Below are 14,794 nucleotides of genomic sequence, written 5' to 3' on the forward strand. Positions count from 1 at the left end.
CTCCGTCACGGCTTTCGGTCCTCCTCCTCGCCGGTCGTGGCCGGTGCGCCTGTCGGGGTGGTCCGCGCCAGTTCCTCCTCGACGGCCTGCTGCACGACGGTGCCCCGGAAGAAGTCCGGGTTGGGCCCGGCGTGCAGCTCCACCGTGTTGGAGAAGACGAACTCGCGGAACTCGCCGTCGTCGATCAGGCCGTGCTCCACCAGCTCGTGTGCCTCCTTGAGCACCTCCGTCATGTCGGTGACGTCGAAGTGCGACACGTCCGAGCTGAACAGCGGCTTTAGGCGCGGGCCGAGCTTTGTGTCGAAGGCCAGCGACACCAGCGGGTCGTCCGACTCGCAACCGAAGTAGAAATTGCGGGCCAACGCGTCGGCGACCTCCTGCGCCGAGTCGACGCCGACGGCCGCGAAGTCGTCCAGGTCCGTCTCGCGCTCCGTCAGCTGCTGGGCGTTGAGCCCGGGAAACAGGATGTCAATGTTGTCGAGCAGTTCCTCGGTACGCCCGACCGCCCACGCCCCTCCGTACTTGGCGATGAGTTCGCGGAGCATGTTGAGGTCGAGGTTGCTCGGCCGCAGGTTCTTCAGCAGCGCCTCGGTGTTGCGCTTCTCCCAGTGACCGACCAGGTCGGCGCAGAGGCTGCGGCCCCACGCGACGCCGCCCTCCAGGAAGGCGAACTTTAGCGTCGGGTAGCGGCGCGTCACGCCGCCCAGGTACAGCGCGCGGGCGAATGAGTTGGCGGCCTGCGCGAAGTGCCCCATGTGGTTGAATACATCGTTGGTGACCGACGAGCGGTCGACCCAGCCTCGGCTGCCGCTGTGGGTCATTGGAGACACCTTCAGCTCGGCCAGTTTCGCCCAGAGCGGGTCGTAGTCGTACAGGCTATCCAAGGCGAGGCTGTCGACGTAGAACGGCACGCTCGTCGGGTCGGAATCCGGAGAGTCGTACGCCGGGACCGTGCGGACTAGACTGCCGTTGATCACCACGACCTTGAAGCCGAGCTCCTTGACCGCGTACTCGGCCTCCTCGATGGCCTCGTCCGGGGTGTTGGTGGCGATGGTCGCGGCCGGCAACATCCGGTCCGAGAACGGCGCGAAGACGTCGGCGTGCATGAGGTTGGCGGCTCGGACCACGACCTTGCGCAGCTCAGAGTCGCGGATGTAGTCGGGCGTGTTGCCGCGCGTGGCGAGGATGAGAGCGAAGTCGATGCCGAAGTCGTTGAGCCGCTCGTACATGAGGCCCGGGAGCATGGCGGTCGCCCGGTCCAGCGTGTTCGCCGGGAAGCCCCACCACGCCGGACGCCAGTAGCGCCGCCGCTGCCGCTCCTCGGGCGACATCTCGTACCACGCGTTCCCCCGAGTCCCCTGCATCGCCAGGAACTTGTCGGCGGCGCTGGAGCCTGCGAGCTTGCGGACGTACTCCGCCCACAGAGGGATCGGTTCGGTCCAGTGGCCGTCGCAGTCGATAACCGGATGGGAAAGGCCGGAGCGAACTCTCGCCGAGCTGGTGACGCCGCTGGTTGGCATACATGCTCCTTCTGGTCGGACGGTCGTGCGGGGGTTCAAGCCGGGCCCGGCAGTCCGTGCCGCTCGCGGATCGTGTCGAGGCGCCCGCGCAGGTCGGCGCAGCGGGCCGGGTCGGCGTGGTCCAGCTCGCGCTGGTCGAGAGCGCCCAGCACGACGGCGCGCAGCTCGCGCGCGTCGTCATGGCCGAGCAGCTCCGGCAGCGCCGCGAACTGATCGGGGACAGTGACCGGCGGTACGCTGGGTGTGGCGCGCATCACGACGCGGGCGAGGGCGGCGCGCGCCTCGAACCACAGGTACTTCGCCGAATGCTCGCGCCCCGCTCGCTCGTACTCGCTCTGCCGGATCGCCAGCCCCGCGGGGTCGGCCCGGATGACAGCGTCGAGCCATCCGGGGTCGTGCGCCGCCGAGCCGGGTCGGCGCAGCTCCATCCACTCGTGCAGGTCGCGTGTCGTCCCGGCGCCAGGGTCGCAGAGGTCGGCCTCGACCGGCCGCCCGACGGTCGCCTCGGCGGTGATGCCGAACGAAGCCAGCGCGCCAACCACGAGCGCCTCCGCACCGGCGTGGCCGCGCGGGTGCGCGGGCCCGCTCAGCTCGAAGTCGACGTCGCTGCGGCCGGTGACGACGCCTTGCGCCAGCGACCCGCGCAGCAGCAGCTGGAGGCCGTCGAGGTCGAGGGCGGCGACCACTAGGTCGCACACCCTAACCAGGATCGCCTCGGCGACGCCGGCCCGCCGCTCCGCCGCCTCCAAGCCGGTGTGGCCCGCCAGGGAGGTCATCCGTTCGACGAGGACGCCGAGCGGTTCGGCGCCACGCTGGTCCGGCGTCGCCTCATCCACCGAGAGCAGCAGTGCCCTGATCCAGCGGGTCGGCAGCGCCGTGGTCGCGTCGTAGCCGGCGGTCAGCGGCCCCACGGCGCGGCACACCGTACTGAGCAATGCTGCGTATCCGGCGTCGCCCAACCGCGGCCGGGCCCACGCCGTGAGCGCAGTGTGGAACACGCTCCACGGAGCGGGCAGCAGCTCGTCGGCGAGGTGGCCGAGCTCGGCGGGCGTCAGGTCGCCGGTCAGCACCGGCGCGTACAGCTCGCTGCGCAACGTGAGCTCGGCGCCGCGAGTACGGATCGCCGTGCCAGTGGCTCCTGGCGCCGTGAGCTCACGCAAGTTCACCTCGAAGTCGTCCAAGGGCGAGCCGTCGACGCTCCTGCGCGGGGAGAACCGCGCGCGGAACCCGGGATCGGAGCGGTACACGTCCGACCAGCCCACGTCCCACTTCGCGACCGTCACCTCGTCGGGCCCGGCCGGGCTGTCGCAGAACCGCGCATCCTCCCAGTCGATGGCGTATAGGCCGGCGTCTCGCACGAACAGGTTGCGCGGCACGAAGCCGGACCACTCGATGCCGGCGTCCAGCAGGCCACGCAGCATCACCTCGACGACCGGCCGCGGCAGCCACCGCGCCGCGTCCGCCCGATGCGCCGCGAGCGTCTCGCCGAGGTCGGCGGCGACGAGCGCGCATGCCCCTCCGGTCAGGTCCACGAGGTCCGGTACCACCACGCGCAGCTCTATCGGCGCGTCGATCGGATTGGCCCGCAGTAGTTGCCTGGCCCGGGTGGCGCAGGCAAGCTCCCGCCGGGCGGCCTCGGCTGGGCAGCGCTTCGCCACCATCGCCGTGCCGCCGAAGCTGAGCCGACGGATGCGCCCGCCGGGGTCGAGCAGGTGGGGCGCGTCGGCGCCACCGGCGGTGAACGCCTGCTCCACGGCCTCGCGGAGGCTCACCGGACCAGCGAGAGTCGGGAATCGAGGCTCAGCCACGTCCGACGCACCCCCTCGCGCAGGGTCGTCGCCGGCGTCCAGCCGAGCGTCTCACAGGCCCGGTCGACGCACAGGTGGCAGTGCAGGCGGTCGGGCGCCCGGCCCTGGCGGCGCAGTTCCCAGCGCTGCCGCTTGCCGGTCACCTCCGCCATCACGCCCGCCAGCTCGGCCAGGCTGGTCGGCACGCCCGAGCCGGCATTGAGCAGCGACGGCGGGCGCACCGCGGAGTGCACGCGGACGAACAGGTCCACCGCGTCGTCGACGTAGAGGAAGTCGCGGGTCGCGGCCGGATCGCCGTGCAGCACCGGCGCCTCGCCCCGCTTGAGCGCGTCGAGCCAATGCGCGACGACGCCCAGCCCGCCCCGCAGCCGCTGCCCGGGCCCGTAGACGTTGGACAGCCGAACTGCGACCGGCTCGATGCCGGGCTGCGCGAACAGCGCCTGCTCCATTTGCAGTTTGAAGGCGCCGTAGGCGTTATTCGGACACACCGGGTCGGTCTCGCGGTACGGCGGTACGGCGGTCGGCGCGTAGATGGTGCCGCCGGAGCTTGCCAGGACGACCCTCGCCCGCACCGCACCGCGCCCGGCGGCTCCGAGTAGGCGCACGAACATTGCCAGTTCGTCGCGCAGGCGCTCTGGCTGCGATTCCGCCGTCAGCGGGGTAGCGCCGCCCGCGACGTAGAAGACGGTGGCGACGTCGTCGATCTCGGGCGCCGCCCACCCGTCCCGTATGGCCGGGCTGCCCCGGTCGAAGACGCTTACTCGCAGGCCCTTGCAGCGCAGGGCGGCCACCAGGTGGCCGCCGAGGAACCCGGAGCCACCCACGACCGAGACCGCCCGCCGCCCCGTCACAGCGCCGCCCAGGACCGATCGCCGGTCGGGTACTCCCAGAGCCGGCACAGCGCCGCCGGCTCGCCGTCGACGGTGCGGGCGGCCGGCGGCCGGGGCGCCTGGATATTCCCAGACCCTACCTTCTCGCCCCAGTCGCCGATGCCGTGGACCGATGGTGAAATCGGGGATGGCGGACGGCTCTAGCATGCCGGGTCACCACCCCGCCGGTCCGTGGACCGAGGCCGTCCACGCCTCCTGCGCCTCGTCGACGCCGAGCGCCCGCAGCTCATTGACCATCGGATCTACCAGGTCGTCGCCGACCGCGGCTATGTGCTTGACTATGTCCTCCTTGGCGCCGGCGTCCATCGTGGGGTGGCCGATGCACATGCCCAGCATCTCGATCTTCGCCTCGGTGCCCAACCCGAGGGCGTTGCCGAGGTCTTGCATGGTGAAGAGATCGAAGACAACCCGGCCCGAGACGTAAAGCGTCTGCACGAAGCGCTGGGTGTAGCGGGACACGACGGCACGCACCCGCGGCACTAGCTCGGGACGCTCCCGCAGCGCCTCGACGAGCCGGCGCGCCTCGGGCGGGCAGTAGACGAACGCGCACCGGTAGAAGCCCGCCGCGCCGATCATCTGGAAGTAGCCGGTCGACTCGATCAGGTCGCGCATTTCGCGGAACGTCTCCTCGCGCTGCTCGACCAGGCGGGCGATGCCGGCGCGGCCGAGGTGCTTGATCAACGCCCATAGTCGCAGCGATTCGAAGCCGCGCGAGCCATAGAACGGCGTGATGAGGCCGAGGTCGAGGCAGCTCGGGTCGTCCAGCTTGTCGGGGTAGCGGGAGAACTGGGCTAGGTGCTCGGGGTCCCGCACGAGCAGGTAGCTCGACGGGTAGGTGATGAACAGGCCCTTGTGCGGATCGAGCGAGACCGAGTCGGCACGCTCAATGCCGGCCAGTTCGCCGCGGAGCTGGTCCGAGAAGAGCAAGCTGCCGCCGTGGCAGGCGTCGACGTGGAACCAGACCCCGTGCTTGGCGCAGAGGTCCGCGATCTCGGCCAGCCGGTCGATGCCGGTCGTGCGGCAGTTGCCCGCGACGCCGACGACCATGAACGGCCGCGTGCCCTCCGGCGGATTCTCGAGCAAGGCCGCGATGGCGCTGACGTCGCTTGTGTAGTCGCTGTTCGCGGCCGACCACACGAGCCCCGCCGAGCCCAGTCCGAGGACCTGGGCCGCGCCGAGGTAGGAGAAGTGCTCCACGCCCCGGGCAAGCACTACGGCCGGCCGCTCCGGCAGGCCGCGCAGGCCGCGGCGGCGCACGTCGGGCCACGTGGCCGCTAGAGCGACGGTCATGGCGACGTGGTTGCTCATGTTGCCGCCGGACGTCCACATTGCGCCGAGGTGGCGCAGGCCGGCGTATTCGTTGAGTGGGAAGAAGGAGAACCCGACCAGCTCGCGTAACCAGAGCAGCAGTTGGGCCTCGACCACGCTGCCAGCTGGCGCACTGCGGTCGTAGGCTATGAGGTTCTGATTGAGAAACGTCGCAACGATGCCGGCCGCAATGCCAGCGACGCTATTGCCGACGTCGGGGAACGCGAGATACCGCTGATCGTGCTGGGCGACCGACCATCTGCTGACCTCGGCGAGGCTGTCCAACAGGGCGTCGTCGCCGATCGGGGTCTGCGGCAGCGGCTCGGCGAAGCGCTCGAGCAACTCTCGCTCCGGGGCGTAGCGCAGCACAAGATCGTCGCGCGCCTGCCCCGTAAAGAAATCGATACCGATCTTCGCCGCCTTGCCGACCAACGCGGCGATCTCGTCCGGATGCCGATCGCCGAGGAGTTCGCCCGCACCGCCGTTATCAGATGACACGTCCGAACTCCTTCCGGTAGACGCAGTCGTGGCAGGAGTCCCAGCCATCACCGCTGCGCAGCAGCGACCGCAGTTCCAGCAGCGGCAAGCCGTCCCAGATCTCGGCGATCAGCGCCTCGTGGACGTTGCCGACGACGTTGTCCCCGTCGGCCTCGATATGGACGCAGCACGGCGTTACCTCGCCGTTGCGGGTGATGTACATGGAGTCCCACGGCCACGGGCACAGCAGGCGCTCGGGCCTGGTCCACAGCCGGCTGTAGTCGAAGATCGTCAGCTTGAGGTCTCGCCGCACAGCCTCGGCGAGACCGGCCTCGATCATCGGCACGACACCGGCGGGGTCGATCGCGAACAGGGACTCGCCGTTGAGGCTCTTGTCGTTGCCCCAATGGTGCAAGCTCTCCACGGTGATCTCGCGTACGCCCTGGTCGGCGACGTACGAGACGATGTCGGGGAAGCCGGCGATGTTGCGGGCGGAGAGCGTGACCGCGGCCGAGATGCGGGCGCCGGTCTCCGCCACGAGCGAGACGGCCTCGCGCAGGGCAGTCGTCAGCTGCGAGAGCCGCAGCCCGGCGCGCACGTCGCTAAGCGTTTCCTCGTCGGCCCCGTCGACACTGAGGGCGATGAGGCCGAGCCCCGCGTCGAGTGCCGGCCTCAGCCGTCGGCGCACCAGCAGGCCGTTGGTGTTGCAAGACGTGAAGACGTCCCGCTCGGTGCAGGCCGCGACGTAGCGGCGGAGGTCGCGCACGATCAGCGCCTCGCCCGCGCCGACGAAGGAGACGTGCTGGAGTGCGGGCAGGTCGGCCAGCAGCGCGACGAACGCGTCGTAGCCGAACTCGCTGCCAGTACTGGCGTGCACCGCCCGGACGCAGCCGGCGCAGGCAAGGTTGCAGCGGTCAGTGAGCTCCAACTGGACGTACTGCGGGCTGCGCGCGTGCCGCTCTGGCGTCAGCCCGTACCGGGCAAAGTCGTCCGCCACCAAGAACCGGCGAAAGTCCTCGGGTACCAGGCCCTGGTCGCTTCGTTCATCCGTCGTTCTCAGCGGGCTCTCCTTCCCCGTACGTGTCGGCGATCGCCTTCACGAAGTCGCTGTATGCCTTGCGGAACTCCGCCGTACGGTCGATCCCCGCGCCGGGGTCGCTCATCAGCTCGTCGAACGCCCTCGTCCAGGACGCCGGGTCGTGGTGTTTCTCAACGAGGCGCACATCGGCGACGTCGGTCAGGTGCGTCAGCGAGGGGACCGCAGAGCATACGACCGGGACACCGAGCGCCATCGCGTAGTGCATGACCATCGGGTGGTTCTCGTCCCACTGCGACGGGACCACCAGCGCCGTCGCTGCGTTGAGCAGGTCGCCGAGCTCGTCGCGCCCGACCGGGTTGAGCCACTCGACTCGGCCGTCGCCGGCCGCCGCCGCACGGGCCGTTCGTTCGTATCCGCCGTCGTCGGCGGTCGTTACCACCAGGAGCCTGGCCGAACCTGGCCACGCTGCGAAGGCGTCGAGGAGCACGTGCAGCCCTTTCTCGGGTGACGCGCGGCCGAGGAACAGCAGGGTGGGGATGTCGGTGCCGGCCTGCTGGCGGCGCCAGGAGGCGGGGATGGCGTACTGCGCCCGGTCCGACACGATGCGGCCATCGTCCAGCCCGGCGTCCACCAGCAGGCGGCGCTGATGCGGCGTCTGGACCCACAACGCGCTGAACCGGCTGTTGAGTAGCCGCACGTTGCGGGAGCGCCAGTCGTCGTACTCCGCAGCGTCGATCCGCCACCGTGCCGTACCCTGGGCGAGACACTCGACGCAGTCGCCTGGGGCGACGGGTGGCGCGCAGGGCCGGCCGGCGCGCCTATGGACCAGCTGGTAGTCGCCGCACACGGCGGTGTAGTCCGTCAGCGTCGCCACCGTCGTCGCGTCACGCAGGGGCGGGACGTCGAGAAAGCCGAGCCCGAGCCGGCTGAAGTGGGTCACGTGCACCACGTCGAACCGCGGCGCCTCGCGCAGGGCGTCCTCCACGGTGCGAGCCACGACGTCCTCCCGCGTGCGCCACGACGCCGACGGCGATGCGGCCGGGGGCACGCGCACCCGCATCCGTGTGACGGCTCCCGGTCGCAGCGGCGGCGCGTTGCGGTCGTCACCGGTGGCCAGCCAAGTCACCGACACGCGGCGCGCGCTCAACGCCGCGGCCAGGTCGGCGGTGAGCATCTCGGTGCCGCCCGCGCCCGGATCGACCTCGAACCGATTGCTGACGAGGAGTGCGTGCCGCCACTGCGGGGCTCCGCTGGTGGCCGTTCGGCTAACAGACATTTGGCTGGAGGCCGGTCCACCGGCCGAGCGGCAAAAGGCCGTCGGGCCAGCCCGCGTCGCCCCCGGCCAGCGCGTCGGCCTCCGGGCCGGCCAGTTCGAGGAAGCCCTCGGCGTTGACGGGAAGGTCGACGAACGGCTCGTATCGGGCCAGCAGCAACGTGCCGCCCGAGCGGAGGTCGACGAGCACGTTGACGCCGACCGTCGGCGCCTCGACCCCTACTGGGGCCTCGGCGTCGACGAGGGCCCGCACGTCGATGGTGGCGCGGATGGATGCGGGACCGAACTCGAGCGCAACGTCCGGCGCCGAGATCCACGACTCTTCGGGGTGCGGTACCCGGCGGAATCGATCGCCGGGGGTGTCGAGCCACTCGGCGCCGTGTCTGGTCAGCCGCAGCAGCCGGCCGCTGTTGGACGGTCCGCGGACAGGCAGGTCGCCGAGCGTCAGCCCGCTCTCGCCGTACGGCTGGAGCCAGACACGGACGGCCTCGACGATATCGAGCGCCGCGCTGTCGACATAGAGCGTAAGCCGGCCGTCGTGCATCCTGCTGGTCAGGCCGAGGGACGCCTCGGGGCGCAGCGCGCCACGCACACGCCCGGCGTGGTCCAGCGCGATCGGGGCAGGGATGTCCAGGGTGTCGCTGACGCACAGCCTTCCGGTTGGCCGGTAAGCGGTCTCTGCCGGTGCAGTCGCCAGCCCCGGGTCAATCCCGTACGGCGTCGGCAGGGCGGCAAGCACTTGGGGGTGCATCTGCTGGAGGGTGGCGACGAGCCGGACGGCGAGGCGGGTCAGGAAGCGGATCAGCTCGCACTTGACCTCGTCGGGGCGCGAGATGTCGTTGTTGGCAAGCACCGCCTGGTAGTGGCAGCCGCCGCCGCACACATAACGTGCGTAGCAGCCCTGGCAGGCGGGGCGCGTGTCGACGGTCATCTCCGTGAAATGGCGGCGTTTCTCCTCGTCGAAGCCAGTGTCGACATGGCCGATGTGCCAGCCCGACTTGCCGATGAAGTGCGCGCAAGCGTAGAGGTTTCCATTCGTGTCGACATAGGCGCCGCTCTTGCCGGCACCGCACCGGTAGGTCTGTACCGTACGGTCCTTCACCCGGTACACGAACCGCATGAAGTAGTCCTCGGGGCTCAGCGCCAGCAGCCGATCGAGAATGCCCTGCGGAGGGTGGGCGAGGATGTGCTCGACAAGCGCGCGGTAGCCCTCCTGGAAAACGGGGAGCGTTTCGGCGTTGAGCGCGTAGTCGACGTCGTGACGCGCGTTGACCGGTTTCATGTAGATGTTGCGGGCGCCGATCTCGTCGAACAGGTGGGAGAAGATGCGAGCGAAGTCCGTGCAGTACGCGGTGAGCACGGCGGAGACGCCCATGCCTGGGTGGCGCTGCAGCACCTGGTCGAGAACCGAGCGCACGTCGTCGTAGGTTCCGCCCCGGTCGTTGGTGTAGAAGCGGACCCGGTCATGCACGTCCCGTGGGCCGTCGATGCTGATGTCCTGCGGTGCCCCCAGGGTGGCGGCCAGCTTGTCGGACATCGACAGCGTTGCATTGGTGACGTTGGGACCGCTCCAGACGATGGCGACGTCCGATGCGGCCAAGCCGTCCTCGATGAGGCGCTGCACCTGATCGTGAAGATGGCGGACCAACATCGTCTCACCCGCGAGCCCAAAATCGATCCGGCCATAGCCAGCGCCCGCCCCCACGACCTGACGACCGTAGAAGTCGATGGCGCGCCGGGCGGTCTCCAGCGGCATCGTTACCGGCTTGCCGTCGGCGTGTACGCGGTCTCTGAACGAGCAGTAGGTGCAGCCCATGTTGCACACGTCGGTCAGTGACAGCTGGAGCTGCGGCACCGGCTCCCGGTAGCGCGTGATCTGAAAGATCGGCTCCGGCTGGCCACATTTGCACTCTGTCGCGTCTTGATCAACTTCCCCTGAGCGCACGTGGAAGACCACCCCATCCCCGAACCGGACATGCCCGGCGTCCGCGTGCGTTTCAACAAGCTGCTCAACCAACGCAGCCCCTCCTCGCGACAAGTCGCCGGCACCGCCCCGGGTGCTCCATCAGGCCGGGTCGCCTGCTCAACCCATGAGGCCCAACGTCGATCAACCGACTCACGCGATGCCCCCCGTTGCAAGATCGAGTCTGTATGGCCCGACGGTCCAGAGACTCATGAATAGGACTATCTCAATCTTCCGAAGGGGGAAGGCGGGGGCAACGAGGTACATGCGGACAACTAAGTTGTCCGCATGTACGCCGCGGATGGTTACCTCGCCGCGGCGTATGGAAAGGAGCGGCTGCGGCGGCCTGTACCTCCGACGGCCCTTCCGTTAGTTCGGTGCGGCCGGCCCGTGTGCCGACTGCGACCGCCGCGTTCGCGCCGGCGGACGCCACACGATGCCGACCCGCCACCGCTCGACCAACGGTGTATATCCGGTCCAAGCACTTAATTGGGCACCGGTCGATCCGCGCGCCCATCGCCCGCAGACCAGTCCCGGCTGCGCAACTCGTGGGACCAATCCATAGGGCAGCCGGGTCCATGGTGAACGGTCGGCGATCCGCCGACGCCCCGGCGTTGCGGCCAGCACCACCGCACGCGGCGGTGCGCCCGCGCCATACCTTCGGATCCAGAATCCCTGGGCGATAACTGTCACCCGCCCGGCCGTCCGGCGATGCCGTGAGCCCTGGTCGCGCCGAACGGGCGCATCGTCATTGTGGACGCCCCTCGGACAGTAGCGAGTCATTGCGCCGCCCGAACAACGCGACAGCTGCGAGCACTGGCGGCGGCGCACACCGAACGGCATGTGGATCGGCGCCTGCCTCGCACGGGTCTTCCGCCATCCACCAGCGTTGTCGCCGTTGTCCCGGATACCTACGCGCGATCCGTCCGCACACCGTCAACCGAAATGTATCGCCGGTTCGCGTCGCGGCAGTGCTTACATCGGCATCTATGTCCGGGGGCAGTCGTAGCCCAGGCGCGCCATGCTGTCGCCGGCGATGGCAGCGAACGCCGCCACTTCGGCGGCACTCCACCCGTCAGGGTACGAATCGTCCGCGCCAACCGGCCCACGCCAGTTCACCCGCGATGGCGTCGCATGCGGCTCGGCCAACGGCAGCAGCACGGTGGGATCCCACACCAGCCCGATGGCCGACAGCAAGGACTTCAGGGTGCTGGTGGGATCGTCGCAGAGTTGCTCATAATGCACCGCAACGAAGCGGGTCGACGCCACGTGCTGGCCGATCTCGCTGCAGCGCTCGACCATCGTGGACCAGAGCATCGCCCGTTCGGCCACAGTGCCGCCGGCCCATCTCCGCCCGGCGGCGTAGGAATGTTCGAGGGACTTCACGACCGCTACGCCGTGACGTATGACATGCACGAAGACGCAGCCCGGAAACAGCGCGTCCACGAGCGGGGCCATCGCGCCATACCAGGGCGTGTGGTCTACGATCCGCGAATGCCGCTGACTGTTGGCGGATCCTGCGAGCAACGCGTCCGCGAACGCCCCGACATGTTCGATCATGTCTGCGGTGGACAATCGGGCGAGCGGAGTGATGGGCCAACGCCCCAATCCTAGGTGCAGGTCGAAGATCATGTCGTGGAAGTACGTCAGGAACAGGCTCTCTTCGACGTTGGCCACGTCCGGGTGCGCGCCGATCGCCCGCCCTACCAGGGTCGTTCCTGACCGGGGTGACCCAACGACGAAGATCGGCGAGTGCGGTGTCCGGCCGGGCCGCTTCATCTTATCGAAGCGCTCCCAGGGGATGCGCTTTCCGACGATGCCGGCAAGAAATGATCTATTCGCTCCGGAGTCGGCTGCGACGTGGGTCATGCTCCACTCCCGAACGTACACATGGCGAGACGCTACCTCTGCTGACTTCATCTCAGCAGAGGTAGCGTCTCGTACCACGGCACGGGTCGACACAAATTGGGTTCACGGGACCCGGTGGCGAAGTGGAGTGCAGTTGGCGTTAGCTCCTTGGCGGTACTCGCACGCAGCCGGTTGGCGCCGCGCCTGCCGCTCCGGTTCCACAGGTGGCGCCAGCGCTAGGTCGCCGGCAGAGCCGCCGGGTGGTGGCTTTGGTGAAGGGGGTTTGGTGACGGCGCCCGACGGATACCCCAAGGCCCGTGGAGGCGTCAGACCGTCACGACAGCCCGGTGACGCGATGAACGGAGCAGCGGCCCCGTGCCGCGTTGACGCACGTCTCATCAACGGGCGGCGTCTGTCCGCATCTCTGTCTCTCCGCTGGACCACCAGAGGTCGCGCATACCCCCGTTTCGTCCGATCTCTCATCGGGACGGGCCACACCCTCGAGGGCCGCCAGGCCAGGCCAAGGGGTACGGCGTACCGGTTGGCCGCCCGATCCGCCGGCGCAGGGCCGCCTGGGATACGATTATTGCCCGTGACTCCGACACAGCTCGCTGATGCCGTTCTTGCCGCCACCCGGGCGGCGCTGACAGGTCTTGGCCTTGACCCGGCCCTGGTTCCTGCGGCGGCGGGCGTGGAGCGACCGAGGAACCCCGAGCACGGCGATTACGCCTCTACGATCGCGATGCAGTTGGCGCGGAGCGCTGGTGTCGCTCCGCGGACCCTTGCCCAGGCGGTTTCGGCGAAGCTGGTCGAGTTTCCCGGTGTAGCAGCCGTGGACGTCGCCGGTCCCGGATTCCTCAACATCCGCTTGGATGTCAGCGCCATCGGCGAGGTCGCGCGCGTCGTGGTTTCGGACGGATCTAACTATGGCCGCAGCACGTCGCTCGCCGGCGGAAAGCTCAACCTGGAATATGTCTCCGCGAATCCGACCGGCCCGATCCACATCGGCGGCGTCCGGTGGGCGGCGGTCGGCGACGCACTTACGCGGCTGTTCCGGGCGACCGGCGCTGATGTAACCACCGAATACTACTTTAACGACGCCGGCGCTCAGATCGATCGCTTCGCCATGTCGTTGCTCGCCTCGGCGAGGGGTGAGCCTGTTCCTGAGGACGGGTACGTCGGCGGCTACATCAACGACATCGCTAGTGCCATCGTCGGTAAACAACCCACTGCGCTGGAACTGCCCGAGGACCAGGCCCTAGAGGTCTTCCGGACCGAGGGTGTCCGGCTGATGTTCGATGACGTGAAGTCGACCCTGGCGGAGTTCGGCGTTCAGTTCGACGTCTTCTTCAACGAACAGACGCTGCACGCCCGGGGCGAATTGGATGCCGCGTTGGCCAGGCTCATCGAAGAGGGACACGTCTACAAGGCAGACGGTGCGACCTGGGTACGGACCACCGCCTTCGGCGACGACAAGGACCGGGTGATCGTCAAGTCGAACGGCCAGTGGGGGTACTTCGCGGGTGACTGCGCCTACTACCTCGACAAGCGGCGTCGCGGTTTCGACAAGGTGGCCATCATCCTCGGCGCCGACCACCACGGGTACGTCGGCCGACTCCGTGCCATGGCGGCCTGCTTCGGCGACGATCCTGACAAGAACATCGAGATCATCATCGGCCAGATGGTGAACCTCATCAAGGATGGCGAGCAGCTCAAGATGTCGAAGCGCGCCGGCACGCTGGTCACGCTCCGCGAAATCATCGACATGCTCGGCGTCGACGCGGCCAGGTACGCGCTGGCTCGCTACTCGATCGACTCCACCATCGACTTGGACCTCGATCTGTGGACCCGGCAGTCCAACGAGAACCCGATCTTCTACGTCCAGTACGCCCACGCCCGGATCGCGAGCCTACTGCGCAATGCAAAAGAGCTCGGCATCACCCGGGGAGACGACTACGACCCCGGCCTGTTGTCGCACGAGAAGGAGCGTGACCTGCTGCGGTCCCTCGGCGAGTTCCCCGGAGTGGTACAAATGGCCGCCGAGCTACGGGAGCCGCACCGGGTCGCGCGATACCTGGAGGACCTGGCTTCTACGTACCACAAGTTCTACGACAGCTGCCGGGTACTGCCGCGCGCTGATGAGCAGGCATCGGATCTGACCCGCGCCCGGCTGTGGCTTGCCGAGGCGGCCCGCATCGTGTTCGTCAACGGGCTCTGGCTGCTCGGTGTCTCCGCCCCGGAGCGCATGTAGGCAACGCCATAGCTAGCCGGGCTGGTCACCACCCGTGACGGCACGCACCCTGCTAGCGGTGCCAATGTCATCCGGCCGCAGTGGCCACCTTCACCTGCACAGCCGAGGCCGATGGACAACCCGACGCGGGCCCGCCGGTGTACCGGGTTACCTGGATCAGCGCCACCTACGCTGCTCACGTCGGTGCCCGGCGAGTTCGCGTTTGGCACGACCATGTGGTCATCGAACGCGACTCGGGCGGCGCGCATGGGTGAAGATGATGCGCCCCGACGTGTTTCTGTCAGCGTCTCAGAGCGTGTTTGAGAAGTGGGTCTGTTTGTCGTCAGGCGTAACCGCTTGCGTCGATGCCGCCAAGGTAAGCCGGACGTCCCAGCTGCGGCGATGCTCATCGGGCCTGACCGACGTGCAGGTCTCGAC

At 68.8% G+C, this 14,794-nt stretch carries 9 protein-coding genes; 1 reads left to right on the forward strand and 8 read right to left on the reverse strand.

All coding sequences use genetic code 11. From position 1 onward, the window contains the following. Positions 1-5: 5 nt before the first annotated feature. The 8 genes from ABD901_RS53765 to ABD901_RS53800 form a co-directional block, all read right to left on the reverse strand. Entirely contained in the window at positions 6-1,520 is a 1,515-nt protein-coding gene (locus tag ABD901_RS53765; RefSeq protein ID WP_345142795.1) for an amidohydrolase family protein, read from the reverse strand. 35 nt (positions 1,521-1,555) lie between these two features. Next, complete coding sequence (locus ABD901_RS53770; protein ID WP_345142798.1) at positions 1,556-3,292, reverse strand: hypothetical protein; 1,737 nt, start codon at positions 3,290-3,292, stop codon at positions 1,556-1,558. Then, positions 3,289-4,179, reverse strand: a complete 891-nt coding sequence (locus ABD901_RS53775) for an NAD-dependent epimerase/dehydratase family protein (RefSeq protein ID WP_345142801.1) — start codon at positions 4,177-4,179, stop codon at positions 3,289-3,291. The genes ABD901_RS53770 and ABD901_RS53775 overlap by 4 nt, the downstream gene beginning before the upstream one ends. 192 nt (positions 4,180-4,371) lie before the next feature. Beyond that, on the reverse strand, positions 4,372-5,958 hold the full coding sequence (locus ABD901_RS53780) for a pyridoxal phosphate-dependent decarboxylase family protein (RefSeq protein WP_345142804.1): 1,587 nt from the start codon (positions 5,956-5,958) through the stop codon (positions 4,372-4,374). A gap of 55 nt (positions 5,959-6,013) precedes the next feature. Next, positions 6,014-7,000 (reverse strand): radical SAM protein, encoded by a 987-nt coding sequence (locus ABD901_RS53785; RefSeq protein WP_345142807.1) that lies wholly within the window; start codon positions 6,998-7,000, stop codon positions 6,014-6,016. Positions 7,001-7,046: 46 nt separating this feature from the next. Next, positions 7,047-8,318, reverse strand: a complete 1,272-nt coding sequence (locus tag ABD901_RS53790; protein WP_345142810.1) for a glycosyltransferase — start codon at positions 8,316-8,318, stop codon at positions 7,047-7,049. Further along, positions 8,308-10,332 carry a radical SAM/SPASM domain-containing protein gene (locus ABD901_RS53795; RefSeq protein WP_345142813.1) on the reverse strand — a complete coding sequence of 675 codons (2,025 nt, stop codon included), beginning with the start codon at positions 10,330-10,332 and terminating at the stop codon, positions 8,308-8,310. Before ABD901_RS53795 ends, ABD901_RS53790 begins: the two co-directional genes overlap by 11 nt. A 933-nt stretch (positions 10,333-11,265) precedes the next feature. Then, positions 11,266-12,147: a sulfotransferase family protein gene (locus tag ABD901_RS53800; protein WP_345142816.1), complete on the reverse strand. Its 882-nt coding sequence runs from the start codon at positions 12,145-12,147 to the stop codon at positions 11,266-11,268. Between the two features lie 571 nt (positions 12,148-12,718). On the opposite strand from ABD901_RS53800, the gene argS reads away from it, so the two are divergent. Then, a complete protein-coding gene (gene argS / locus ABD901_RS53805; RefSeq protein WP_345142819.1) occupies positions 12,719-14,377 on the forward strand; it encodes an arginine--tRNA ligase in 1,659 nt (552 codons plus the stop codon). The last annotated feature ends 417 nt before the right edge of the window (positions 14,378-14,794 follow it).

The organism is Dactylosporangium darangshiense, from assembly GCF_039537565.1.
In the GTDB taxonomy this organism is placed as follows: Bacteria; Actinomycetota; Actinomycetes; order Mycobacteriales; family Micromonosporaceae; genus Dactylosporangium; species Dactylosporangium darangshiense.